Origin of the sequence: Thiomicrospira aerophila AL3 (assembly GCF_000227665.2) — a bacterium.
Lineage (GTDB): Bacteria > Pseudomonadota > Gammaproteobacteria > Thiomicrospirales > Thiomicrospiraceae > Thiomicrospira > Thiomicrospira aerophila.
This window is the reverse complement of sequence record NZ_CP007030.1, coordinates 2,029,447-2,056,140: the sequence shown is the minus strand read 5'-3', so window position 1 is coordinate 2,056,140 and position 26,694 is coordinate 2,029,447. Positions and strand designations below refer to the sequence as shown.

The following is a 26,694-nucleotide window of genomic DNA, read 5'->3' as shown; positions in this document are numbered from 1 at the left end:
TTTAACCTCCTTGCATGGGCGCGACGATTTCAATACGGTCGTTTTCATTTATAAGCGTGTCGGCGTATTGGCTTTTGGGCACAAAGTTTTCATTGAGTGCCAACGCAAATGCACCTTTAATTTTTAATTCCACCACCAGGCCTGCTAGATCCTTGGCAGCTGTTTCTGTGGGTTGATCGTTAATCAGTAAAATCATCTTTCACCTGTTTTTTTAATACAACCAGATTTTAGAGTGCTTTCAGTCATCGCGAGGCCGAAGGCCGTGGCGATCTCTAGAGATGGCTTCGTTGCGCTCGGCATGACGCGATTCCACTTGTCAACCAAAACCAACGAGTAGAGCCGAAAACTCAAAACTCAACATTCAAAATTAAGCATTAAAAAGCGCCCAGTGCTTTTTCAATTATCGCGGGCGAAAATAAATAGCCGTGGCGATAGAGGCCATTGATTCGCGTCAGGCCGTCGAGCTGTTCAATGCGCGGTAAATTATCACCCAATGCCGGACGGCAGTTGGTCAGTTGATTGACAATTCGCGCCTCAGCAAACCCAGGATGTACGCTATAGACCGCCGACAGCAATTCCAAGCTGGAACGCACCGACATCGGACTGCGGTCTTCGCTTTCGATTTCGCTTGCGCCGATCACATAACGCCCATGGGCGCGCGGCACAATATAAATGCGATAACGCGGGTGCATTAACCGCACCGGACGGCTGAGCTGAACCTCGGGCGCATCCAGCCAAAACACCTCGCCACGCACCCCGCGCAAATCTTTAATATCCGTTTTCGCCCCTAAACCACGACAGTCAAATACCCAGTCAAACGTCTGCTCATCAATCTGCCGAGATGACAGCTGTTTAACCTCGATATTGTCACGCCATGTCACCAAGGGATGGTTTTTCAGCAGCGTTTCGCTTTGCGCAAAAAACTGGGTGGAATCGACCTGGCCTTCATTCGGCAACCACCAGGCCTGGTGATGATGCGCCAGTTCTGGTTCAAGCTCGCTGATACGTGGATTATTAAGCGGTTCCACTTGATAACCTGCAGGCAATTTATGCAGCAGTTGACGCATAAAATGTTGCAAATCTGCGCGGTCATTTTGATGTGCCAGAATCAGGCTGCCGCGTTGTTGAAAATCGACCGGATAACCTTGCGCTGCCATCCAATCCACCAGGCCTGACCAGAGTTCGATTGAGCGTACCCCGAGTTGAAAGAGTTCGGCATCCATCAGTTCCAATTCGGCATAGGGCGCAAGCATGCCGGCCGCGGTGTAGCCTGCAGCATTGGGTGGCGCTGTGGCGGTATCTTTTTCATACAGCGTGACCTGAATGCCGCGCTGAATTAAATTCAACGCCAACACCCGACCCACCAGGCCTGCACCTGCAATGCCCACGGATTTTAAAGTGGACAAATCAGTCATGACTTAGGCTTTCTTTTTAAGCTGATCAACCGGCACTGAAATTTCACTGCCGAGTTCTTTGAAGGTGCGAGCTTGTTCAGCCATGCCCGCTTCCAACGCCGCCTTTTCATCGACGCCCATTTGGTCGGCGTAATCGCGCACTTCTTGACTGATTTTCATCGAGCAGAACTTCGGCCCACACATGGAGCAGAAATGCGCCACTTTGGCCGAATCACGCGGTAGGGTTTCATCGTGATAGGCCATCGCACGCTCAGGATCAAGACCGATATTAAACTGATCCATCCAGCGGAATTCAAATCGCGCTTTACTCATCGCGTCATCACGGTGACGCGCACCCGGGTGACCCTTGGCGACATCGGCGGCATGGGCGGCGATTTTATAGGCCATTAAGCCTTCTTTGACGTCCTCACGATTCGGCAAGCCTAAGTGTTCTTTCGGTGTCACATAACACAACATTGCCGTGCCGTACCAACCGATCATCGCCGCGCCTATGCCCGAGGTGATATGGTCATAACCCGGTGCAATATCCGTGGTCAATGGGCCAAGCGTATAAAACGGTGCTTCGTGACACAGCTTTAATTGCAAATCCATATTCTCTTTAATTTTGTGCATCGGCACATGGCCGGGGCCTTCGATAATGGTTTGCACGTCGTGTTTCCAGGCGATTTTGGTGAGTTCACCCAGGGTTTGCAGCTCAGACAACTGCGCTTCGTCATTGGCATCGGCAATCGAACCCGGACGCAAGCCGTCACCCAGCGAGAAGCTGACATCATAGGCTTTCATGATTTCGCAGATGTCTTCAAAGTGGGTGTAAAGGAAGTTTTCTTTATGATGCGCCAAACACCATTTCGCCATAATGGAGCCACCGCGCGACACAATCCCGGTCACTCGTTTAGCGGTCATCGGCACATAACGCAATAACACCCCGGCATGGATGGTGAAATAATCCACGCCTTGTTCGGCCTGCTCAATCAAGGTGTCGCGGTAAACCTCCCAAGTCAGGTCTTCGGCAATGCCATTGACCTTTTCCAACGCTTGATACAAAGGCACGGTGCCGATCGGCACCGGCGAATTGCGGATAATCCAATCGCGGGTGGCGTGAATGTTTTTGCCGGTGGATAAATCCATCACTGTATCGCCGCCCCAACGGGTTGACCAGACCATTTTTTCGACTTCTTCCGCAATCGACGAGGTAATCGCCGAGTTGCCGATATTGGCGTTGATTTTGACCAAAAAGTTACGTCCAATAATCATCGGCTCGGATTCGGGGTGGTTAATATTGCACGGAATCACCGCGCGTCCGGCGGCGACTTCGTCACGTACAAACTCTGGCGTAATCAACTCCGGCAAATTTGCGCCAAAGCTTTCACCTTTTAGCCGTGCTTCGCGTTCCGCATCAATGATGTCCTGGCGACGTTGGTTTTCACGAATCGCGATAAACTCCATTTCCGGCGTGATAATGCCTTGGCGCGCGTAGTGCATTTGGGTGACATTTTTGCCTGCTTTGGCACGTAGCGGGGTTCTTCTCAAGCCTTGCTCCGCCGCCAACAATTCAGCAGGCACATCGGTTTCACGTTTATAACCGTTATCGACCGCTTTAAGCTGACGACCTTGATATTCTTCGACATCGTCACGCGCCGCAATCCAGGCCTGGCGAATCGCCGGTAAACCTTGGGTTAAATCAATCTCAGCATTCGGATCGGTATAAGGGCCGGAGGTATCGTAAACCGTTAGGGTTTCGCCATTGGTCAGTTCGATTTCGCGCATCGGCACGCGGATGTCGGCGTGGATTTCACCGGGGATATAGATTTTTTTCGACGCCGGAAATGGATTGCGGGTAATTTCGCTGTGTTCAGCGGTGTATTTAGTGTTTTGAGTCATGTTTTTCTCCGATTTCCTACTCGCGAACAACAGGGTATCAATAGCGCTTTCGCCTTGTGCCCCGACTCCTTCGGCTTTTTGCTGTGCAAAAAGAGGCGTCGCTGGAGCACAAAGGCTACGCGCTAAACAAGGTGTTCTTGAGATTAAAATTAAAGGCAGAAAAACAGCGTGAAAAGTCGGTTTGGATCACCGGAGGCATTCAGAAACGACGGGAGGACTAGAAATAAAACACGCCGATTAAATGATTCTCTTCCCTACGCTGGTTCTAACCAGTTCAAGTTCAGCGGGTTAGGTCGAAGACCTTCTCAGCGTTCGCGCAACAAAAACACGCAATCGCACCCCGAGAGATGCTGCTATATTAAGTGAGTGCCCTAATCTTGTCAAGAGCTTGTCAATAGACAACCGCATTAGTTGAGACGTTAACCTTGCTTATAAAACCGGTAAATTCAATCGCATTTTCATTGCCGTGGTATTATTCTTATAGTTTGGATAAGGTAAGTAAGTATGTGCGGGGGGGCGAATGCAGCGATTTTTTGACAGGTTATGGGATTACTCCCTGCAACTGGTGGCTGTTGCACTGCTAATTGGTATAAGTGTGATATTTTGGTGGCACTATGACCGTTCACAGGCTTATATCAAACTCAGTGCCATAGAAGAAGCGCAGGATTTTTCTAAATCTGTAGCGCAATTTCGTAACTTTTATGCTAACACCATTATCCCCGCCTTGGCGATGCATGATATTCAAGTCACGCACGACTACTTAAACATTCCCGGTTCCGTTCCTTTGCCAGCCACCTTTGCCATAGATTTTGGTGATCTGTTGTCATCTAATTCGAATTATAAAGTACGTTTATTCAGTGATATGCCTTTTGAGTGGCGTAAAGACGCAGGGGTTCGTGATGATTTTGAGCGTGATGCGATGGAGTATCTGCGTCATAATCCTACAGAATCCTTTAGTCGCTTTGAAGATATTAATGGTGAACCTGTACTGCGTTTTGCTGTTGCAGATGTGTTGCAAACCTCCTGTGTCGCCTGTCATAACTACTATCCTGGTACGCCAAAAACTACCTGGCAAGTGGGTGATGTTAGGGGTGTGTTGGAGGTTGCACGGCCATTATCAACGATGCAGTCTGAAACCCAAGTACACGCTTGGCAAACCTTTTTAGCCATGTTTGCGTTAGCCATACTGTCATTAGGCACCCTCGGTTTGGTGTTACGGCGCAATAAAACTGCGACGATTCAAGCGCAAGCTGAACAGCATAAAACGCTAACCATAATGAACTCGGTAGTGGATGCCATTATTGTTACTGATGAAAAAGGCATTGTTCTGGAAACCAACCAAGCGGTAGAGTCTGTTCTAGGGTATCGATCTGAAGAACTTATTGGGCAAAATATTAAGCTTATCGTACCAGAGCCCTTTCATGCAGCGCATGATGGTTATTTAAAACAATATTTAACCACCGGTATTAAATCGGTTATTGGGGAGACACGGCATGTCTCAGCCGTAAAACGTTGTGGTGAAATTATTCCAGTAGATTTAGCGGTAAGTGAAGTGGTGTTAGCTGGTAAAAGACGATTTACCGGTGTTATTCGCGATGTCAGTGAGCGAAAAAAGGCAGAGTTAGCCGTTGAGTCTGCCCGAGATCAAGCTTTAGAGTCTGCGCGATTAAAATCAGAGTTTTTAGCCAATATGAGTCATGAAATTCGTACGCCAATGAATGGTGTTATTGGCATGACCGGTTTGTTGCTTTCAACGCCGCTTACTCCCGAACAAAAAGAGTTAACTCTGACCGTCAAATCGAGCTCTGAATCGCTGTTGGGTATTATCAACGATATTTTAGATTTTTCTAAAATAGAGGCAGGTAAGTTAGAAGTCACCTTTGAGCCAATTAAGCTTGTCCATTTGCTTGACAGTGTGATTGATATGGTGGCGGCATCAGCTCAAATCAAAAATCTTGATATTGCCTATTATATAGAACCTTCATTGCCCGAAGTCATAGAAGCAGACTCTGTTCGGTTAAGACAGGTTATTATTAACTTGTTAGGCAATGCGGTTAAATTTACCCAAGCAGGCTATGTGTTTTTGAACGTCACTAAAGGTGATAGCGACACGATCCTTTTTGAAATTGTTGATACGGGTGTTGGCATATCGTCGCAAGGGCAGGCTAAATTATTTGGCGCATTTTCTCAGGTTGATAGTTCTTCAACCCGCAGTTTTGGTGGCACGGGTCTGGGACTGGCCATATCGCGGCAATTGATTGAGTTAATGGGGGGAGAAATTGGCGTTAAGAGTGAACTAGGCCAAGGATCTACTTTCTATTTTTCATTGCCACAACGTGCGGTCACTGATCAAGTGTGTTTGCGTCCGATGAAAGAAGTTAAAAAACTGGCATGGGTAAGACCCTGTGATGCGCTAGCCGAACGTTACAAAGAGCAGTTTTCTCAACTTAATGTTGAGGTTGATATCTTAGATTTGGTGGCATTAAATGAAGCCAAACTAGACGCTAATACCGTTATTTGGATAGATTTAGACGCGCTGCTAAGTCTTTATGAGCGCCCGCTGAGTTTATTAAACGACATTGCAGCACAGTATCATCAGGTCACGTTATTGGTGTCTCACAAACAAGCGAGCAATTGGCGCAATCCGCTTGCAAAGCTCAATATCAAAATGCGTATCAAGCCGATAAAATATGAGAATTTAACCCATTGGTTAACGTCTTTTACAGTCAGCCATTCTGCTCTTGAAGAGTCTAAGCCTAAACAGTTAGAAGTCAGTTTAACAGCTAATGCGAAGATACTACTTGTGGAAGATAACCTTATCAATCAGAAATTGGCTATCGCATTGCTAAAAGAACTGGGCTTAGAGGCTAGGCTAGCCAGCAATGGCGAGGAAGCCTTGGCCATCCTTGCCAAGGATAAATTTGATTTGGTACTGATGGATTGTCAAATGCCAGTAAAAGATGGCTTTGAAGCGACGGCCGAATTAAGGTTTGCTAAGGGACTCAACCAAAGCGTACCCGTTATCGCGATGACGGCTAATGCGATGCAGGGCGATGAAGAACGTTGTTATGCAGCGGGCATGGATGATTACATCTCTAAGCCGGTAAATCCGAGCATTCTTGCTGAAAAATTAACCAAGTGGTTGTCAGACAAAAAAGCGGTTTAGTTGTTAATAGACCGGTGAAAAAAGGGTTGTGTTTAATGGTGTCTAAAAGTCCTGCTTTAAGTCGTATTTTTTCAATTCGATTTACCTGGCTGTTTATCTTAATTACCACTCTAGTGCTCGGTCTATTGGGCATAAGATACTATCTGAATTATCAGGCAATCGTTCAGGATCAACAACTTATTCAATCCTTTCATCAGGCCTTGTTAAAGGAAACGCGTTCGCGCCTTTTTCAATTAGAGTCAGTTGTGGATGACCGCATCCTAGAGCAAGATTATTTAGCCACCTTTCACCCCAATACCTTATCAGGCTTAACGAGCATTACAGATGAGACCTATCATCGCTTCGTGGCTTCATTGCCCAGTGGACCCTTTAAGGATGACTGGCAGCAGGCCTGGCAGCAAATAAACTTTTATCGACAAAGTAACGTCTCTTGCCATAGCAAAGAGGAGTGCAGTTTTATTGCAGAAAACCTTAACAACGCATTTATCTCTATTCAAAATAAGTTGTTATCACGTGCAGATTATCGTTTTAGACAAATCCCGTTCATTAATGAAGAGCTTGTTCAACTAACGCAACTACAAAGTCATATTAATCGCTGGTATGTGGTGTCTGAGCACCTTGCATTTAGTGCGTTTATGATGGCCATCAGTCCAAATGAAATGTGGCAGGAAAGTTTACAAAACCATTTGGTGCGCTGGCAGACTCACCAGGGTTTGATGCAAGATCTTGTTCAGCTGGGATACAGTGAAAATGTGACTGAATGGGTGGATTTGTGGCGCATACAGCAGACGCAAATGGCCTTTCAAGTCGATGCGGTGACGAGTAATAGGATCTTTACAAGTTCAGAGGATTTAGTGATCAGACAGCTTAACCGTTATCAGAGCTTACATGGTCAGCTGTTAAACCTCGTGGTGCTAAACCGTGGCAATATGATGTCGAGCCTACGCGCGAGTATGGTTAAAAATGTCATTCTATTTGGCGTGTTTTTGGTGTTTTTAATATTTTTGATTTTAGTCTTGTTTATTCAAGCCCGCGTTAATCGCCAAGAAAATTTAAAAGCCCTGGATGAAGAAAAGGCTTTTTTGGATTCAGCAGAGGTCGCGACACTGCTATTAGACCAACAAGGCAGGCTAGTAAAATTTAATGGTCTTGCTCAAGCTTATTTAAGCCTTGATCATCAAGTCATTGGACAAGCTATCAGTATTTGGATGCCAGACTATGATCAACAATTAAGTCAGCTAAGTCTTGATGCAAGCTTAGCGCGATTTATTGATGGCCTAGGTAATCGATTAGAGTATTTAGTTGCAGCGCAAGATTTTAAAGGTCAAGCAGGTACCTATACGCTGCTCAAATTAAAGAAACCAACTGATCAACACGTGGCTAAGGAATTGAGTAGTCAGTTGGCGTTGAGCAGGCTTTCGTTAGATTTAATGCGTAAATTAGACCTGGCGCACTCTGTTAAGGCCGCTGACTATCACTATTGGTTAGCCAACGCCATTAATGTTCTGGATGTAGAGTGTGCCTGGTTAGTTAGGTTTAATGATCCTAATCAAGAGGTACCTGAAGTCATTGCCGATGCGATGCTGTCCAATACAGCTTTGGATAGCAGTCTACCCAAAGCCTCAGTTGAGTTTATGATGAATCAGGGAATGGTGGCGAATTATTTACATAACAATCGACTGGTTGTTTCAAATAATATTCGGCAAGATTCTCGTTGGAACCAGTTATCTAAGGCTTATCCAGAGCTACAAAATATATTATGTTTTCCGTTGGTAAGAGATGAAAAATTAATTGGTATTTTAGGTTTCAATAACCAAAAATACGGTTTTGATGAACAATGGATTGTCACAGCGCAGGTGTTGCAGCATACGGCTGCTTGGTTAAGTTGTTTTAATCGAATGCTCAGCACAAGCGCATTGAGTACTGACCTTATAACCGAAACAGCTACACCCGAAAAGGGGCTGACGAGTAAAGCGAATTTCTTGGCTAATATGAGTCATGAGATTCGAACGCCTATGAACGGTATTTTGGGGATGACGCACCTGGCGTTAAAAACCAATTTAGACCCTCAACAGATGGACTATATCAACAAGATCAATCGCTCAGCTACGCATCTATTAAGCATTATTAATGATATTTTGGACATTTCAAAAATTGAATCAGGCAAATTAACTATCGAGCATATTCCTATTTATGTGGAAGAGGTGATCGAAGATGCCTTGATCGCCGTTCAGACACAGGCCCAATCTAAAAAATTAGAGCTTATTGTTTATTTAGACTCGTCCTTAACGCATTGCGCGCAGCCAGTGTTGAAAGGTGATGCGGTCAGAGTAAGTCAAATATTGATCAACTTGCTAAGTAATGCCGTTAAGTTTACTGCGCAAGGACATGTCGCGGTACAGATTGAACTGATAGAACAACATAACACGACCTGGTGGATAACCTTCAAGGTGACCGATACAGGTGTGGGTATGACAAGCAACCAACTATCGCAACTATTTGAGTCCTACAACCAAACTGATGAGTCGGTTGCACGAAATTATGGCGGAACAGGCCTCGGACTTGCGATATCAAAACAATTAGCCCAGCAAATGGGCGGTGATTTAACTGTAGCGTCTAAAGTTAATGAAGGCAGTGAGTTTACCCTAAGCCTACCATTTGATGTTGAATTAGCCGCGCCCAGCGCAAGATGTCCGAGTTGGTCAGCGCAAATTATTATTGTGGATGATAATCCAGTGGCGCTGATGCAATTTGAAAAATTGGCCGCTGATTTTGGCTTTGAGTGTTATTGTTTTCAATCGGCTAAGGATTTGTTAGCTGTTATTGATCAGTTTGAGCCTGCGCAAATTTTAAAGGTATTTGTCGATTATGTGATGCCTGAACTCGATGGTGTTGAGCTGATTGCCAAAATATCGACCCTTGATCAGAACTGGCATGAGCGTTGTGTGCTGATTTCGTTTTATGATTTGGCTGAGTTGCAGCATGTTGCTCATCTTCATAATATCAGCCGTGTATTGGCAAAACCGGTTATGCCTAATACTTTTGTTACAGCGCTGACTGATCGACCTAGTGATAAAGTAAGCTCGTCATCACAGTCAGCTAAGGTGCAACCGGTGCCGGCTTTATCGGGTAAGAAACTTTTGTTAGTGGAAGATAATCGTCTTAATCAACAAATTGCACAAGAGTTGTTGAGTGTGACTGGCGTAGATATTACCTTGGCTGAAAATGGTGAGCAGGCCATTAATTTTATTTGTCATACCAATCTATCATTCGATCTGGTTTTAATGGATATCCAAATGCCAATAATGAATGGTATTGAAGCGACTAAGGTGATTAGAGAGCAATTTACTGCAACGCAGCTGCCTATTATTGCGATGACCGCGCATGTGTTGGCTGATGAGGTAGCCAACTTCGCCGCAACAGGTATGAATGATCATTTAGCTAAACCTATTTTGCCAACCATGTTGTATGAGTTGCTGGCTAGATATCTTGCTGAAGACAGTGTTAACAATGACTTTAATAACAACAATTTTGATCAAGAAGAAGAAGTACAACAAGGGGCAGAAGCTATGTCAGATATAGATTCCATTCCAGGAACAGATTTTCAGTCGGCCCGCGCGATGATGCCACCCACTCCGGGCTTTTTTGAAATGATTTTGAAAGATGTATTGGACTCTTATCAAGATGCGCCCGAAAAAATAGCGGCTATGGTGGCCGATAATCAGCTTGAAGATACCAAACGCTATATTCATACCTTTAAGGGCTTAGCCGCATCAGTCGGTATGATTGAGATTAGCCGACTATTAGCTCAAGGCGAGGATCTGTTAATTGCTGGCTCTTGGCCCAGTGATGATTATTTTCAAGCGTTGAACTTGTTGCACCAAAAACTTTGGATGCAACTTGAGCAAGCTTTGCTCATTGAGGAATCAGTAGCTGTCCCGGCTAAAGTCGCTCAGAGTAGCCATGAGGATGTTCAAATTGATGCGCTGATTACCAACCTTCTTGAGCTATTAAATGATTATGACTCTAGTGCCATAGATTACTGGCTTGATAATAAGTTAGTCTTCGAGGCACAGATGGCAGAGCAAGCCTATAAAGTACTGGATGGTGCGATTAAAAACTTTGATTTTGAACAAGCTATGCAGATGTTAAAAGATGTTGACGCAGGGACGAATTAATTAATGATGCCTAAGTTCGCCGGGTTGTTTAGATTTAATGGGTTGTTAGGTTTGATCTTAATGGCTATTGCACCGTCCTTGTTGGCGAAAGAGTCAAGTTGGGTGCTGCTAGTTAATCAACCCGATGCTAAATCTATTTTGGCAGATGATTTAGTCCAGATTTACATGATGCGTCAAAGAGTTTGGCCATCTGGTGAGCCTATTCATGTCTTTCGATTGCCCAGTCGTCATCCAATTCATATTACATTTGTTAAGGATCAGCTTGATATTGAAACTGAGGAACTGGAGCGAGTTTGGAGTCGTTTGGTGTTTAGTGGTCGTGGTAACCCACCACGGGTTGTGACCACAGAAGGAGACATGGTGCGAGCTGTGTTATCAACGCCTGGTGCAATTGGTTATGTTAGTTACGACTTAGTTAGAGGCATACCAGACATTTATTTACGCGACATCGTGAGGTAACCGGTGGGGTTAAGTATTAAGTCAAGCAGGGTACAGGTGCGATGAATAGTAAATTTTATGCATTAAATCTGCTGACCGGTTTGTTCATTATTTTAATGGTATTAGCGTCTAGCTTTTTAATATTAACCAACGCAAAACAACTCAAGCAACAAGAACAACAGCGCTTAGTCTTGAGTCAATCTCCAGACTATTTACGCTTGCTAGATGCCATTAATTTAGAACTTCAATTTACATTAGATGTGCATTATGGGCTGGCTGCCCCGCGCCGGTTGACGCATGCCCGTGAACAATTAGACGCACTTTATGCCAAGGTGTCTGAATCACATTGGGATAACCTCATTAATATCGTTTTTGATGACCTAAGTTATCATCGAGCGCAGCATCAAACTTGTGAAGATCCACCGAATTGTAACTTTGAGCAGATCAATCCGATTACTCAAGCGCTAGAAGACTTATATCGTTTAGTTTACCACCATCATGCATTTCAACTCGAGCAGCTAACAACCTTAGGCATAAGTAATGAAGTAAGGGTTCTTAATCAAGTCGCTCGATGGCATGGCTATTTAACTAATCTTGTTAATCAGTTAAATTTGCTTCAATCGGGGCATGATCAAGCATTACTTAACTCAAGAGTTGAAAGACTTAACTGGTTACTTATTGAGCATTCTTTATCGTCCATACCGCTTAGCTCGACACAATTGCCTGGACGCTTTTCGACTCAAATCCTTGAGCTCGCAGATTATTATGAGCCTATTATGTCATGGACTGCAGCTAGTCATCATCCGAATCAGGCCCCATTAGACTATGCTGTTTTACAAGCACCGGTTAACGCGTCATGGCGTTTGAGGGATGCATTATTACAACAGGTTTCGCTTCAAGCAGATCAAACCATTCAGCATACCAAATGGACGCGCTTTGCTTTGATTGGTTTGATTTTAGCGGGTGTCGGCTTGTTGATATACACCATATTGACCATCAGACGCAAAGCATTACTTCCTTTAAAGCAAAATGAAGCCATTTTAAGGAGTGCACCAGTAGGGGTGATACAAATCAATGAGCAGGGGCGAATAGAAAAGATAAATAAAAAAGTGACTGAGCTTTTTGGCTACCAAGAAGATGAATTACTTGAACAATCGATTGCAAAACTCTTAGCACCTGTATCTAGATTGGCTGTTTTTAATGCGCTACAAGCCTATCTCTCTGGCGCAGAGCCGGAATTTATTGGTCGACAACGTGAAATATTAGCCCTAAACAGCGAACAAGAGTTTGTCTTTGTTGAAGTTTCAGTTTCTGAAATCAAACAAGCAGGCCGTAGCTTGTTTATTATTTTGGTAACCGATTTAACAGAGCGCAAGCAGCTCGCATTACACGCAGAGCGACAAAACCAACTGCAAATTAGCCTAAGAACAGCGTTAGAAAAAAGTGCTATCGACACCTGGGATCAGCAACTTTGGCAAACCTTGTTAGAGGAGGTTCAACGCCTGTTGGGTGTAAAAGCACTGTTTGTTGCTCAGCACTATGATCAGGAAATCTTATTATTAGCTTGTAACAGTGAACGCATGACTTGTTTAGTTGCTGCTCAAACGCCGTTATGGCAAGGATTGACGATTGATCTTTTTGAATTGGATGAGTCGATCACCCGAATATTGTTTGATGAAATTTATCCCTTGGCTTCATCCGATGTCGCGCAGATTTATCCAATACTCCTTACCGATCAAGTGATAGGTTACTTTGGTTTTGCGGCACAAACTGATGGTATGGACGATTTTTCAGCTGAAATTTCGATTTTAAATGAAGCCTTATCGGTGATGATCCAGCGACGGATTAAAGAAACTGAGCGCCAAACCTTGCTACAGGATCTAGAGCAAAAAACCGCCACTGCCATGGCTGCGCAACAAAAAGCTGAGCAGGCGGCTCAAGCAAAGTCACAGTTTTTGGCTAACATGAGTCATGAAATTCGGACTCCTATGAATGCGGTGTTGGGTATGGGGGAACTGCTTTACGATACCCAGCTTGCGCCGCGACAGCAAGACTATCTTGACAAGTTGATGCGTTCCGGCAAAGCGCTCCTGGGGGTTATTAATGACATTTTAGATTTCTCTAAAATGGATTCAGGGCATTTAAAACTCGATACCTCATGGTTTAATTTAGAGTCGATGGTTGTGGATTTAGTGGCGGTTATGTCGGCCGCTTCGCGGAGTAAAAAGCTTGAAATCGGATTGAATTTTGATGTTGCATCTCTAGACAACCAGGCCTGCTTGGTCATGGGGGATAGTTTGCGACTTCAGCAAGTGCTCAACAACCTATTGGCCAATGCAATTAAATTTACTGATCGTGGCTATGTGTTACTGAGTGTCAACATAGGTCCTCCACTAGATGATGCGGTGCAGGTTCATTTTAGTGTTAAAGATAGTGGTCTTGGGATGAACGAAGACACCCAAGCATTGTTATTTAATGAATTTATGCAGGCAGATGAGACCACGACGCGAAAATATGGCGGTACCGGTTTAGGTTTGGCGATTGCACAGCGTCTGGTTAAGTTAATGGGCGGTGAAATTACGGTTAAGAGTCAATTAGGCAAAGGAAGTGAGTTTGAGTTTACTCTAGTGCTACCATGGCAACAGGATATGACGCGAGTCGAATTTAACCCCGCCGCTCTTCCAGCCAATATTATGGTATTGGATGATCAAAAAATTGCGCGAGATATTTTAAAGGCCTACTTAGGTCGTCTTAATACGCAGATAGTTGAAGTTGAAAATTGTGGCCAGGCGATTGCTATACTAACTGCCTCGCAACCACTAGATTGGCTGTTAATAGATTGGTATCTGCAAGATGAGTTGGCTTTAGCCTTGTGTGAATGGTTAGCAAATAATCGACCTGCGTTGTTGGCAAAAACCTTAATTGTGTCAGCCATTAAAAACCAGGAAATTGAGCAGGCTATAACTGAGTTTGGTTTGGGTGGCTTTATTGATAAACCTATCGCTCCGACGCGGCTATTTAGGCAGTTGGGTCTGATAAATCAAATGCAAGAGCAAGAGCAAGAGCAAGAGCAAGAGCAAGAGCCATCAATGCAACCTAAAAGCGCTAGTTCAGACGATCTGAAGCAATTGAGTGGTTTAAAGATTTTGGTTGTCGAAGATAATAAGATTAACCAACAGATTGTTTTAGAGTATTTATCGAGGTTGGGAGTTAATAGTTTGTTGGCTGAGGATGGTCAGCAAGCTCTTGATATGCTAATGAATGGCGCACATAATGAGATTGATGCCATCTTAATGGATTTACAAATGCCGGTAATGGGCGGGCATGAAGCTACTAAGCATATTCGTGCCGATAGTCAGTATGATGCCATTCCGATTGTGGCGGTGACAGCACATGCGATGCAAGAAGAGATTGAAAAGTCCTACCAATTGGGCATGGATGATTATATAACTAAGCCCATTGAACGTGAAAAGCTTGAAAAAGTACTGCACAAGTTAGCGCAGCGCCAGTACTTACGACAACAAAAAAGAATAACAGGTAACTAAATTATGTCTGCAATCAAACCTACGATACTTTGTGTGGATGATACACCCGCTAACCTGATGCTACTAAAGGCTTTACTGGAAGAAGAGTATGACGTTAAGTTAGTTAACTCTGGGGAAAAAGCATTAAGTTTGTTAGCAAGATTGCCAGTGGATTTAATTTTGCTCGATGTCATGATGCCAGAAATGGATGGTTATGAAGTGTGTCGTCGACTCAAGCAAGATCCAGAAAGGCAGTCTATTCCCATTCTTTTTTTAACGGCGCTAACCAAGGCCGAAGATGAAAAAAAAGCCTTACAGGTTGGGGGGAATGACTTTATAACCAAGCCGATAAATCCAGATGTGCTCTTAGCTAGAATTTATACTCACCTACAGCTCAAGTTGTTTCATGATAGCCTGACAATGCAAAAAGATCGCTTAGAAGAAGATTTACAACAGCGTTTAAGTGATATTTATAACCTACAAGATGCCAGTTTAGCTGTGATGATTTCTTTGGCCGAGTTTCGGGACGAAGATACCGGTATGCACATCAAACGGACGCAAAAATTTGTGCAGCTCATTGCTCAGCAGGCACAATCTAATTTGCCTCATTTAAGGTTAACTGATCAGGAAATCGAGCTCATCACCCGCTGTGCACCACTACATGATATTGGCAAGATTTCGATACCAGACCATATTCTATTAAAGCCAGGCAAGTTAACAGATGAAGAATTTGAAATTATGAAAACCCATGCTCAGCGTGGTCATGACATTCTCGCCTCGGCAGCCAAGTCAATGGGAAGCTATGGTGGCTATTTAGAGATGGCCAAGGCGATTGCGATAAGCCATCACGAAAAGTGGGATGGCAGCGGCTATCCTAATGGGCTCGCAGGTAACGATATTCCTTTGGCAGGTCGATTAATGGCGATAGCGGATGTTTATGACGCTTTGCGTTCATCTCGCCCCTACAAAAAAGGCTTTGATCACGAACAAACCTTGACGATCATGAAAGAGATGAGTGAAAAACACTTTGATCCAGAGTTATTTGCCTGCTTTTTACGCATCGAAGCAGAGGTTGCGGAGATTAGTAGTCAGCTTGCTGACTAGCTTCCCATTAGGAAAAGGCCTATGGCTAAGATACTTAACAAAAATGCAGATCTGTCGATTCTGGTTGTGGATGATACGCCACACATGTGTCGCCTAATCAGTTCTATGCTTCATGGAGAAGGTTATAAAAATGTGTCCGTTTTGATTAATGCCAAGAAAGCTTTGACTCTGTTACAAAAACAATCCTACGATTTGGTGTTACTAGACAACAACATGCCAGATCTAAGTGGTTTGGCTTTACTGGAAGAAGTGAGGAATCTATCTCATCTAAAGCATACAAAGTTCATTATGATTACAGCAGATACTGCTGCTAGTGTGGTGCAATTGGCACTTAAAGCAGGTGTCGATGATTTTATTGTTAAACCACTGAGCGCTAAAATGCTGTCTGATAAGATTATTAGGTTGTTTTCTAGCTCGGTGCGTAAACAAATTTAAGAGTAGTAATGGTATGAAAAACGGCATTCGCACGCTCAATTTACAATTAGCAACGGTATTTGCTATTACTCTAGCGATTGTTATTGCGATGCTTGTCTATGCCATTATGTTGATCAAAGAACAACAAGACTATCAGAAAAAGTTAGCAAGTTTGCCGGTTGTGATTGATTATGGTTTTGCTATTACCCAAGAGGCGCGCCGTGGCTATGTATGGAGCCAGATTCCTCGCTTTGTAACACAAGAAGAGCTAGATGCGATGGCAGCAGACACTCGCCGATTCACGCAGTTAGTTTTTTCAACAGCCTTATTTACGGATGCAGAAGCCGATGGTGATTATTTAAAGCATTTAGTTCATGAGTTCGAGCAAACTCGTCTGGCGCTCTATGCCTGTAATGACGCAGTATCTTGTTACCTATTGGGTGAGCAGCTTAAAGTCAAAGGCACTAACCTCCATGCTCATCTTGTAGGCTCCATCAGTAATTTATTCTTTCAAACGCCTATTTATGAGTCACAAGTCACTGATCATATGGCGCTTATGCGCATTTATTTAAACTATCGCCAAGCCTTATCTAATGTATTAAGTACTATACGGGTGATTGATGGTACTGGCTATGAGCAGGTTGGTGCATTAAGAACTCGCATTAATGAAGCTGACCTGCAGTTTAATAAACTCGATGCATTAATCAGTGTGCACCAGGATAGTTTTTCGGCCGAGCTGTTGGCGCAGCTTGATGAGGATCAGATGGCATATCGGCAGTTAAAGGCTGATTATGTTTCCCCCATGCTAAATCGCAGCTATATAGCCAATTCGAGTATTGATTTTGGTCCCGATGTATCTAGACCTTTTTATGCCCAGTTAAATAAGACCTTACACTTGGTTAACCAAGGGTTAAACGTTCAATATCAGCAAATTATGTTAACCAAAACCTTTAATCGAGTCGTGCTGATTTTGGGGGCGGTCATTTTACTGATTATTTTATTTGTATTCGGGCGGGGTATTCGCCGCCAAGCTTTTTTACCACTTCATCAAAATGAAGCGATCCTAAATGCGGCGGCAGTAGGTATTATTCAAATTAATTTAAAGGCTGAAATGATTCGTTTAAACCCGGCTGCTTTACGAATTTTTGGTTATTCAGCGGAAGAGCTGTTAGGGCAAAATGTCAAAAAATTAATGCCCGCTATGTATGCTGATGAGCATGATGCGTTTGTGCAAAACTATGTTGAAACCGGTAAAAGCCGTTTAATGGGTGGTGGGCGCGAGTTAGTTGCTTTAAACAAGGCTGGAGAAAACTTTCCGATTCATTTAGTGGTCAGTCGTATTGATTCGGGTGATGAATTAAGTTTCATTGGCATTGTAACTGATCTTCGCGAACGTGAAGCCAGTCGCAAAGAGGCTGAAACGCGTAGTTTGTTGTTGAGTGCTTTGAAAACAGCGACAGAGGATTTCGTTGGTTTAAGTGAGCAGACTGAAAAGGTTTGGGATGACTTATTGCAAAGTGTCCTAAAAATTACCCATAGTGAGCAGGGGTTTATTGGTGAGGTGCTATTTCAAAAAGATGGCTCGCGCTGCTTAAAAATTCATGTTATCACCAACATTGCCTGGGACGAGCCATCCCGTCAACTTTATGAGAGATTAAAAAATCAAGATATGTTGTTGTGTAGTGATAGCACCATGATTGGTGCGGTTATGTATCAAGAGCAAATCGTTATCAGTAATGATGTTCAAAATGATCCGCGTGGCGGTCACACTCCACCGGGCCACCCACCTTTGCTTAAGTATATGGGGGTGCCGATTTTTCAAGGGGGTGAGCTGATTGGGGTTTATGGTATTGCCAACAGTGATGCAGATTACACCACTGAGTTAGCGGAGTTTTTGCAACCCTTTAATAATACTTGTGGCGTGATGATTGCCAGTTTGCAACAAGCGGCAGAGCAGCGCGAGTTATTGCAAAAATTAGAAATTGAAAAACGAAATGCTGAAGAGGCCTCGACTATTAAGACGCACTTTTTAGCCAATATGAGTCATGAAATTCGTACGCCAATGAATGCTATTTTGGGCATGTCGCATTTGGCATTAAAAACAAATTTAGACGATAAGCAGCGCGATTATATTGAAAAAATCAAGCGTTCAGCCGATGGGTTATTGACGATTATTGATGATATTTTGGATTTCTCCAAGATTGAGGCGGGCAAGTTAGAGCTTGATGAGACGCAATTAAATATTGAACAACTCGCTCAAGACTCGCTGTTACCCGTCCAAGTGGTTGCGCGTGCTAAGCGATTAGAATTAATTGTGTCTATTGCACCTGAATTAACTACCGCGCTTCATTTAGGGCTAATCGGTGATGCGTCACGCATTAAACAAGTGCTGATTAATTTGCTTAATAATGCCGTGAAATTTACTGAGCAAGGTTATGTCAGCTTAGCAGTGAGCTTTGATCAGGCTAAATCAAAAATGGTGTTTAAGGTTGAAGACACTGGCATTGGGATGACCGATGCGCAAATGAGTAAGTTGTTTAAAGAGTTTTCTCAAGCGGATGCCAGTACCACGCGTAAATATGGCGGTACCGGTTTAGGTCTGGCAATTTCAAGAAATTTAGCACGTTTAATGAACGGTGATGTGACGGTTGCTAGTGAGTTTGGTAAGGGCAGTCAGTTCGTATTTAGCGTTGGGGTAGCCCAAAGTTCAGCTGTACAACCTTTGGCTTATCCAAAATTAGATCAGAATGCATTAATTGTTGATGATCACCCACTCGCAAGACAACAGGTGGCAAGTCAACTGGCGCTATTTGGTATTGAGTCAAGACCAGAGACTACGGCTGAGGCAGCCTTGGCATGGTTATCGAGCACTCAAGCTGTGCCAGACTGGATTTTTATCGATTGGCAAATGCCCGATAAAAATGGGTTGTGGTTACTCAATGAAATCAAACAACATTTTCCTATCCTAATTAATCGTTGTGTGTTGATGTCTTTTTATGATGTGACCGAGTTGAATGACTTGGCGCAGGGTGTCGATATTGAACGGGCCATAATGAAGCCCGTTTTTGCCGAGAAGCTTTATAAGTTACTCAGCGGCGTTGCGCTAAACACTTATGAAAACTTATCCGAAGGCTATCCTGATTTAAGTGGTAAACGAATTTTACTGGTTGAAGACAATCCCATTAATCAACAAATTGCGACAGAGCTGTTGCAGGAAACACATGCTGATATAACCTGCGCTGATAACGGTCAAATTGCCGTGTCATTTGTTGTGGATCAGCAGCAGGCGTACGATTTAATCTTAATGGATATTCAAATGCCCGTTCTTGATGGCTTGAATGCAGCACGAATGATGCGTGCGGCAGGGATTACCACCCCGATTATTGCTATGACAGCTCATGCTCTTGAAGAGGAAAGACAGCGCTGTTTAGAAGTGGGGATGAATTCTCATCTATCTAAACCCATTGATCCGGCAGGCTTTTACAAGGCCCTAGCTAACTGGTTGCAGGTGACAACGGTGATACTGCCTAGCCCGTCCGTTGATCATCCAGCAATGTTTGAGCTTCCCAATATAACAGGATTAGATATCGCTGTGCTGCAACGTAATTTGGGTGCGAAGCCTGGTTTAATAATGGCGTCCTTGTGTGATTTTGCAGCACGCTATCAGCAGAGCCTGGTTGAGTTAGCAAACAGCTTAGCGGGTTCAGAATGGGAGGATGCATTAATCAATGCACATACCCTGAAGGGCATCATGTTAACCTTTGGTCTGACTGAAATGGCGGCCAAGTTGGCCGATATTGAAGCAGGGTTACAAAATCAGCAGTATGAGGCTATTGAGGGTTTAGTAGATGACGAATTTATTGCATCCTATCAGACTTTGATCAGTCAGCTTGAAGACTACTGTAAACTGCAGCCTAAAGACCAAGCGCCATCGGTGAACCTGAACCAAGTGGCACTTGATGAAGCCGAATGGCAAAATATCTTAACAAGGTTTAAATCATTGCTTGAAGACTTTAGTGGTTCAGCGCATGATCATTTTAATGCGCATAAGCACTATTTTTCACACTATTTAACCCCAGAGTCTGTGCAACAAATAGCAACCATGCTTGATGATTTTGACTATGACAAGGTATTAGACCTCTTGCCCGACTGAGCAGGTATAATAGTGGTTTTAGCTAATTTGAGGACAAGCAGTGCTTTGTCAGGTTTCTCCACACGATTACCCAGCCCAGCTCGACGAAAAACGCCAACGTTTAGCGAGTTTGATTCCTGCGCTTGAGGGCTCATTAAGCGTCTTTGCATCCCCCGCATCACATTATCGCCAGCGTGCTGAATTTCGGATTTGGCATACGCCGGAGCGGTTGTTTTATGCCATGTTTGATCCGGCGAATCCAAAACAGCCGGTTGAAATTAGTCAGTGCCCAATGGCTTGTGAAGCCATTGATCAGCTGATGCAGCCATTGTTAGCCGAGATAAGCCAAGATCAGATATTGAAATACGGCTTATTTGAAATCGACTTTTTAGCCACCTTAAGCGGTGAAATGCTGGTCACGCTTATTTATCGAAAAAAAATTGACGAGCAGGCCTGGTTAGTTGCCGCACAAGGTTTGCGTGACAAGTTGCCGATTAACCATATTATTGGCCGCAGTCGTAAACAAAAAATTCTGTTGGATCAGGATTTTGTGATGGAGCGTTTAGCGGCGGATAACCAGGCCTGGTGGTTTCAGCAAATTGAAAATAGCTTTACGCAGCCGAATGCGCAGATGGCGCAAAATATGCTCGCATGGGCGCGTGAACAAAGTCGCCAGATTGTCGCCGATCAACCGAGTGATTTACTGGAGCTTTATTGCGGTAATGGCCATTTTTCGATTGCTTTGGCCGATATTTATTCGCGTGTGTTGGCTACTGAAATTTCCAAAACCTCAGTGAAATCGGCCAAGTTCAATCTAGCCCAAAATGGGATTGACAATGTCACGGTGGTTAAAATGGCCGCTGAAGAAGTGTCGCAGGCTATGGCCGGTCAAGCCTTTAATCGCATGGCTGAGGTGGATTTGGGCCGTTATAACTTTAGAGCAATTTTTGTGGATCCACCGCGTTCTGGTTTGGATGATTTAACCCGCCGTATGGTGGCTGAATACGACAATATTTTATACATATCCTGCAACCCTGACACCTTGGCACGCGATTTAGCAACCCTATTGCAATCACACCAGCTCCAAGCCTCGGCCTTGTTTGATCAGTTTCCCTATAGTCACCATATTGAATCGGGCGTGTGGTTAGTGCGCAAGGAGGGTGATGATGATTAAACCCCCTAAAAAAATCCTCCAACCGGTTGGTCGCGCTATCGCCCAATACAAAATGTTGCGCGACGGCGATCGTGTGCTGTTAGGCCTATCTGGGGGTAAAGACTCCCTTGCGCTACTAATCGTCTTGAAACATTTACAACGTCATGCGCCGATCAAATTTGAGCTAGCCGCCTGTACCATTGACCCTGAAATTCCTGGCTTTGACCCGTCGCCGCTGAAAACTTTTTTAGCCGAGCTTGAGGTGCCTTATTTTTATGAATCTGAAGATTTGGTCGCGCTGGCTAATCAGTATATGAAAGGCGATTCATTTTGCAGTTTTTGTTCACGTCAAAAGCGCGGTAAGCTCTATACCGTCTGTCGTCGTGAGGGTTATAACGTGTTGGCTTTGGCCCAGCACCTTGATGATTTGGCGGAAAGTTTTGTGATGTCGGCGTTTAATGCCGGTCAGTTGCGCACCATGAAGGCACACTATCTTAATAATGAAAAAGATGTTCGGATTATCCGTCCGTTTGTTCGAGTGCGTGAAAATCAAACCCGCGACTTTGCCTTATCAGCAGGCCTGCCGGTGATCCCCGATAATTGTCCTGCTTGCTTTGCTAAGCCGCAAGCAAGGCAGCATTTTAAGCAATTGTTGTTGGCTGAAGAACAACGTAACAAGCACCTTTATGCCAATTTATGGACCGCGATGCAGCCGTTGATTAGCGATGACAATCATGCCGGCTTAGCAGGCCTGGTGGAGGAGCTAGATGAGTAAAACATTGGCGTCAAGTGATCAACATCCCATTGCAGGTGCATTGTTTAAAGGATTAATTTGGTTTTTTTCTAAACTACCTTTAGGTTTAAATCGTCGTCTAGGCCAAGGGCTGGGCTGGTTATTATGGCGGGTGCCTAATAAGGTTAAACGTATTACCTTGATTAATTTGGCGATTGCCTATCCTGACCAAGAGCAGGCGTGGCGCGAGCAATTGGCTAAGCAGAGTTTGGTCGAGTTGGGTAAAACCGTGACGGAGTTGGGCCCATTATGGTTATGGCCACAAGAGAAGCTGCTTCCTTTGGTTAAAGAGGTGCGGGGTTTAGATTTACTCGAAGCAGGCCTGGCGCAGCAGCGTGGCGTGATAGTGTTATCGCCGCATTTAGGTGCATGGGAATTGATGGGCTGGTATTGGTCGGTTAGTTATGGCATTACGAGCTTGTATCGTCCGCCGCGTATGGCTTCAATTGAAACCTTTATGCGTTCCGTGCGCGAACGTGGCGGCGCCCATTTAGTGCCAACCGATATGAGTGGCGTTAAAGCCTTGCGCCGGGCATTGAAGGCGCAGGAGATTGTAGGTATTTTGCCTGATCAAGATCCGGGTGCGAGCGGTGGGGTGATTGCGCCATTTTTTAACCAAGCGGCGAATACGATGTTATTGGTCGCTAAATTGGCGCAAAAAGCCCAGTGCCCCGTTTTTTATACCTTTGCGGAGCGTTTGCCTGCTGCTGAAGGCTATCGTATACATGTTATACCAGCAAGTGAGCAGGTGAGTGATGGCGATGATCTAGTCGCAGCGACCGCTCTTAATCAAGGCGTTGAGCAGGCATTGAGCCTGTGTCCAGCGCAGTATCAGTGGTCCTACAAGCGCTACAAGAATGTGCCAGGCCAAAAACTTTATTGATGCGGGCATAAGAAAAACTTTAACTTCCTTGATTTAGACACAATTAATTTGTTGGTTTCAACTAATATAAATTGAGTATTATTTATTAATGAACTAGGAGTTTAGTTATGCGCAAATCAATTATAAGTGCAATGATTGTCGGTTTTATGGGTATGGGATCAATGGCGGCCTATGCAGAAGCTAAACAACCACTGACGGCTGGAGAAGCTCAAACCATTCGAATTATGGCGGGTGCGACGATTGGGCAAACTTTGCAAGGCGCAATGAATGTCACTCATCTTGGTGTGATTAGTAACCGTTCACGCGTGTGTGGAACACTAGTGGGGGGGATTGGTGGTGGCTATTTAACCACTCAGGGTGACGCGGGGTTTGTATATGAATCTGTTGCCACAGAAGAAGACGTTAAAGCTGCTGTAGCGCGAATGATGGAGCAAGAAGCGGTTTATTTGGCTTTTGGTGGCGAATTCCAGCGTGATGAAAACATTAAAGTACTTGAACAAACACTAGTTGCGCTTGCTGATGCCAACTACCAAGGTACGATTGTGTTCCACGCAACCACTTGGGCGCAGCAACAGCCACAGGATATTTTGAAAAACAATGCTAAGGTTGCAGGCTATTTAGCGAGTGCCAAGTTAGCAGCTATTACTCTCGATATCCCGAATTCGCAAGCCGCACTACAAAAAGTAACCGTAACGGGTACCGATGTGAAGCTTGAAGAAATGGGTCGTGTAGATTTACGCGAAGATTTGGTAGCCTTGTTCCGCAGAGCCTAATCCTGACTAAACCAGCCTTTAGTTCTTTTTAGGCATTAATGGAGTCCGCATATTAATAATATTAAGTGCGGACTTTTTTGTTTCTTTTCACTTGTGGTTACGATTTTTTATATACATAATAAAGCCAAGCATCTTTGCTCTATAATCAACCTATGTATATAAAAAAATTAACAAATTTATGGGTGTTCCTTGGCCTGCTCTTCGGCGCGGTCGTTGCAATCGCTGAAGAGCAAGCCCCTATAAAATCTGTTTCGGTGCAAGTTAATTGGCATCATCAGTATCAGTTTGCTGGCTTTTATGCCGCCCTTGCGCAAGGTTATTATCGTGATGAGGGGTTGGACGTAACCATTAAAGACTGGCGGCCTGGACTTGATATTGTCGATGAAGTGGTGTCTGGTCGGGCGACATTTGGTACGGCCTATTCCAGCGCCGTGGTTGATTTTATCCATGGCGCCCCTATTGCGGCGGTTATGACATCTTTTCAATTTTCCCCTATGGTACTTTTATCAAAAGAGCCTATTACCCACCTCAGCCAGCTTAGTGGCAAAACAGTTTCACACTACAATAATCTGCAAATCCTCGCGTTACTAAATCGAGCGGAACAGGATTTGACCGCTCCACTTATTACCATCCCGCCTTCGGGTGATTTGAACGATTTTATTAATAAAAAGATTGATCTTTATGGTGCCTATGAAACTAATGAGCCCTATCAACTAAAGGAACATAACCTGAGTTATCACTTAGTGAAACCCGCAGACTTTGGTGTCAATAGTATGGAAGATATTGTGATTGTGGCACAAAAGTTTGCAGATAGGTATCCGGATGTCGTTGAGCGTTTCCGACGTGCTACAGTGGCCGGCTGGCGTTATGCAATTGATAATCAGCCAGAAGTCGTGGCCTTTATAATGCAAAATTATCCGGTGGTTAAGAGTGAGCAGGCACTAGTTTACGAGGCTCAGGCGACGACAAAGTATGTGCGAGTTGGTCGCATTCCAATTGGGGCTATTGATGCAAGTAGAGTCTTAGCGACGGCTGCGGAGGCAAGAGATATTGGCTTGATTACTGATAGTCTCTTTAATCAATTTAGTCCAAAAGCTTTTATATTTAATTCTACTGGCTTAGGTTCCTTGACCGAAGAAGAGCGTGCGTTTTTGCATCAAAACCCAGTGATCCGTATAGGTAATGACATAAACTGGGCGCCATTTGAGTTTATAGATGCTAAAGGTCAGTACGCTGGCATGGTGGCTGATTATTTTCGCCTTTTTGAGCAGCGCTTAGGTGTGAGATTTGAGCCTCAAAAAAATACCACTTGGTCCGAAACGCTTAGTAAAGTGCAACAGGGTGAGATTCATCTTTTGTCAGGAGCGACACCAACTCCAGAGCGTCTTGAGTATCTTAAATTTACCCAGCCTTATTTGACTTTCCCGATGGTCTTAGCAGGAAATCCAGATACTTTTTTTATTAATCATTATCAAGAGCTTGAAGGAAAAACCGTTGCGGTGGTGAGGGATTATTGGTCTCATGAGTATCTACAAAATAACTATCCACAGGTTAATTTATATTTAGTTGATAGTGTTTTGGAGGGCTTACAAGCGGTAATGTCGGGAAAAGCTTTTGTCTATTCTGGCAATTTAGCTGTTATCAACTATATCATGAGGCAGCAAGGCATCACCGGCATGCAAATTGTTGGACAATCGGATCAACGCTTTGAGCTCGCGATTGGCGTGCCAAGAGATAACCCATTGCTATTTAGCATTATGCAAAAAGCGCTCGATGACATCACTCTTGATGAACACAATGCCATTTATGCGAAGTGGGTTAATTTATCCCTATTGACTCGGTTAGATAATCGACAACTTTTTCAGCTGCTTATCTATGGGTTGCTCATTGCGTTCGCGCTGATTGCCTGGATAGTTGTTTATAGAGTGCAAAAGCAACAGTTAAAAGTTTTTCTATCACAGGTCAATGAGTTGAGCTATGCCAGTCATATTGATCCGCACACCTATAAAATAGTCTGGGCAAGTGATAGTTATACTAAATTAACTGGATACTCTTCTTCAGAACTTGCAGAGTTATCCATTCTAGATTTAATGCGCGTGAAAATGTCTGAAGATGAGCTTGCTATGATTGTAAATCAAGTGATGAAAGGCGATAGTTGGACAGGTGAAATAGAAGGGCAATCTAAACAAGGCGTGTCATATTGGGTTGAGATAACGCTTAGTCCGCAACGCAATCTATTTGGTAAAGTGGAAAAACTATTGGCAACACGGGTCAATATTACCGATAAAAAGCGTTTAGAAACTCAGTCAATTGAAGATGAATTAACGGGTCTATATAACCGGCGTTATTTATTGCAGCTTTTTGATAAAGAGTTGGGACGACTCAAACGGTTAAATCATACGTTATGTCTTGCGGTGTTCGATTTAGACTACTTTAAGCTGATAAATGATACCTACGGCCATGAGCAGGGTGATCAAGTGCTTCAGCAAATCTCAATGCTATCTAAAGTCTATTTTGGCCGAGCGAATGATTATGTGTTTAGGTTGGGTGGTGAAGAGTTCTTAATTATGACTTCAAATCAGAGTTCAACTGTGTTTATGGAACAGCTGGAAAAGTTCCGACTGGCCATTATTACAGCAAGAATTCCCAACGAATCAACTGAGTTAGGTTGGTTATCTTTATCCCTTGGAGCAGGCGTTTGGGCTTCAGATAGTATTAGCGCCTTTAAGGATGTGTACCGAGATCTTGATAATGCGTTATACCTAGCCAAAAATCTAGGACGTAATAAACTCGTTATGATCGATGAGGATACGCAAGCCCAGCCGAGTACCTAAGACTTA

The 26,694-nt window shown here is 44.0% G+C and carries 15 protein-coding genes and 1 riboswitch; of the genes, 12 read left to right on the top strand and 3 right to left on the bottom strand.

What is annotated here, in order from left to right; translation table 11 throughout:
• Position 1: 1 nt before the first annotated feature.
• The 3 genes from thiS to thiC all read right to left on the bottom strand — a co-directional run bounded on the left by thiS (position 2) and on the right by thiC (position 3,296).
• Positions 2-196, bottom strand: coding sequence for a sulfur carrier protein ThiS (gene thiS, locus THIAE_RS09950; protein ID WP_006460120.1), 195 nt, complete (start codon positions 194-196; stop codon positions 2-4).
• A gap of 178 nt (positions 197-374) precedes the next feature.
• The gene (locus THIAE_RS09945) at positions 375-1,415 is read right to left on the bottom strand and encodes an FAD-dependent oxidoreductase (RefSeq protein ID WP_006460121.1); all 1,041 of its coding nucleotides are present in this window, start codon (positions 1,413-1,415) and stop codon (positions 375-377) included.
• A 3-nt stretch (positions 1,416-1,418) separates the two neighbouring features.
• Entirely contained in the window at positions 1,419-3,296 is a 1,878-nt protein-coding gene (thiC, locus tag THIAE_RS09940) for a phosphomethylpyrimidine synthase ThiC (protein WP_006460122.1), read from the bottom strand.
• A gap of 234 nt (positions 3,297-3,530) precedes the next feature.
• Positions 3,531-3,649: riboswitch (TPP riboswitch) on the bottom strand.
• 167 nt (positions 3,650-3,816) lie between these two features.
• Between thiC and THIAE_RS10685 the strand changes: the two genes are divergently transcribed.
• The 12 genes from THIAE_RS10685 to THIAE_RS09880 all read left to right on the top strand — a co-directional run bounded on the left by THIAE_RS10685 (position 3,817) and on the right by THIAE_RS09880 (position 26,688).
• Complete coding sequence (locus THIAE_RS10685; RefSeq protein ID WP_006460123.1) at positions 3,817-6,462, top strand: ATP-binding protein; 2,646 nt, start codon at positions 3,817-3,819, stop codon at positions 6,460-6,462.
• Between the two features lie 35 nt (positions 6,463-6,497).
• Positions 6,498-10,640, top strand: a complete 4,143-nt coding sequence (locus THIAE_RS09930; protein ID WP_006460124.1) for a response regulator — start codon at positions 6,498-6,500, stop codon at positions 10,638-10,640.
• Positions 10,641-10,643: 3 nt separating this feature from the next.
• Positions 10,644-11,099: a hypothetical protein gene (locus THIAE_RS09925; RefSeq protein WP_006460125.1), complete on the top strand. Its 456-nt coding sequence runs from the start codon at positions 10,644-10,646 to the stop codon at positions 11,097-11,099.
• A gap of 41 nt (positions 11,100-11,140) precedes the next feature.
• Entirely contained in the window at positions 11,141-14,623 is a 3,483-nt protein-coding gene (locus tag THIAE_RS10680) for a response regulator (RefSeq protein ID WP_006460126.1), read from the top strand.
• 3 nt (positions 14,624-14,626) lie between these two features.
• Positions 14,627-15,706 (top strand): HD-GYP domain-containing protein, encoded by a 1,080-nt coding sequence (locus tag THIAE_RS09915; protein ID WP_006460127.1) that lies wholly within the window; start codon positions 14,627-14,629, stop codon positions 15,704-15,706.
• A gap of 21 nt (positions 15,707-15,727) precedes the next feature.
• Entirely contained in the window at positions 15,728-16,141 is a 414-nt protein-coding gene (locus THIAE_RS09910) for a response regulator (RefSeq protein WP_006460128.1), read from the top strand.
• Positions 16,142-16,154: 13 nt separating this feature from the next.
• Positions 16,155-20,273, top strand: a complete 4,119-nt coding sequence (locus tag THIAE_RS10675; protein ID WP_006460129.1) for a response regulator — start codon at positions 16,155-16,157, stop codon at positions 20,271-20,273.
• A 40-nt stretch (positions 20,274-20,313) separates the two neighbouring features.
• The gene (gene trmA, locus THIAE_RS09900) at positions 20,314-21,426 is read left to right on the top strand and encodes a tRNA (uridine(54)-C5)-methyltransferase TrmA (RefSeq protein WP_006460130.1); all 1,113 of its coding nucleotides are present in this window, start codon (positions 20,314-20,316) and stop codon (positions 21,424-21,426) included.
• The gene (locus THIAE_RS09895; RefSeq protein WP_041483069.1) at positions 21,416-22,180 is read left to right on the top strand and encodes a tRNA 2-thiocytidine biosynthesis TtcA family protein; all 765 of its coding nucleotides are present in this window, start codon (positions 21,416-21,418) and stop codon (positions 22,178-22,180) included. Before trmA ends, THIAE_RS09895 begins: the two co-directional genes overlap by 11 nt.
• Complete coding sequence (locus THIAE_RS09890; RefSeq protein ID WP_006460132.1) at positions 22,173-23,081, top strand: lysophospholipid acyltransferase family protein; 909 nt, start codon at positions 22,173-22,175, stop codon at positions 23,079-23,081. Before THIAE_RS09895 ends, THIAE_RS09890 begins: the two co-directional genes overlap by 8 nt.
• Before the next feature lie 107 nt (positions 23,082-23,188).
• Entirely contained in the window at positions 23,189-23,854 is a 666-nt protein-coding gene (locus tag THIAE_RS09885) for a hypothetical protein (RefSeq protein ID WP_006460133.1), read from the top strand.
• Positions 23,855-24,006: 152 nt separating this feature from the next.
• Positions 24,007-26,688, top strand: coding sequence for a diguanylate cyclase (locus tag THIAE_RS09880; RefSeq protein ID WP_006460134.1), 2,682 nt, complete (start codon positions 24,007-24,009; stop codon positions 26,686-26,688).
• Positions 26,689-26,694: the final 6 nt, after the last annotated feature.

Excerpts from the sequence above, each read along its gene's own strand:
- THIAE_RS09890 (WP_006460132.1), top strand. The coding sequence starts at position 22,173 with ATGAGTAAAACATTGGCGTCAAGTGATCAACATCCCATTGCAGGTGCA.
- THIAE_RS09945 (WP_006460121.1), bottom strand. The coding sequence starts at position 1,415 with ATGACTGATTTGTCCACTTTAAAATCCGTGGGCATTGCAGGTGCAGGC.
- THIAE_RS10680 (WP_006460126.1), top strand. The coding sequence starts at position 11,141 with ATGAATAGTAAATTTTATGCATTAAATCTGCTGACCGGTTTGTTCATT.
- THIAE_RS09895 (WP_041483069.1), top strand. The coding sequence starts at position 21,416 with ATGATGATTAAACCCCCTAAAAAAATCCTCCAACCGGTTGGTCGCGCT.
- THIAE_RS10675 (WP_006460129.1), top strand. The coding sequence starts at position 16,155 with ATGAAAAACGGCATTCGCACGCTCAATTTACAATTAGCAACGGTATTT.
- THIAE_RS09930 (WP_006460124.1), top strand. The coding sequence starts at position 6,498 with ATGGTGTCTAAAAGTCCTGCTTTAAGTCGTATTTTTTCAATTCGATTT.
- thiC (WP_006460122.1), bottom strand. The coding sequence starts at position 3,296 with ATGACTCAAAACACTAAATACACCGCTGAACACAGCGAAATTACCCGC.
- THIAE_RS09885 (WP_006460133.1), top strand. The coding sequence starts at position 23,189 with ATGCGCAAATCAATTATAAGTGCAATGATTGTCGGTTTTATGGGTATG.
- THIAE_RS09915 (WP_006460127.1), top strand. The coding sequence starts at position 14,627 with ATGTCTGCAATCAAACCTACGATACTTTGTGTGGATGATACACCCGCT.
- THIAE_RS09880 (WP_006460134.1), top strand. The coding sequence starts at position 24,007 with ATGTATATAAAAAAATTAACAAATTTATGGGTGTTCCTTGGCCTGCTC.
- thiS (WP_006460120.1), bottom strand. The coding sequence starts at position 196 with ATGATTTTACTGATTAACGATCAACCCACAGAAACAGCTGCCAAGGAT.
- THIAE_RS09910 (WP_006460128.1), top strand. The coding sequence starts at position 15,728 with ATGGCTAAGATACTTAACAAAAATGCAGATCTGTCGATTCTGGTTGTG.
- THIAE_RS09925 (WP_006460125.1), top strand. The coding sequence starts at position 10,644 with ATGATGCCTAAGTTCGCCGGGTTGTTTAGATTTAATGGGTTGTTAGGT.
- THIAE_RS10685 (WP_006460123.1), top strand. The coding sequence starts at position 3,817 with ATGCAGCGATTTTTTGACAGGTTATGGGATTACTCCCTGCAACTGGTG.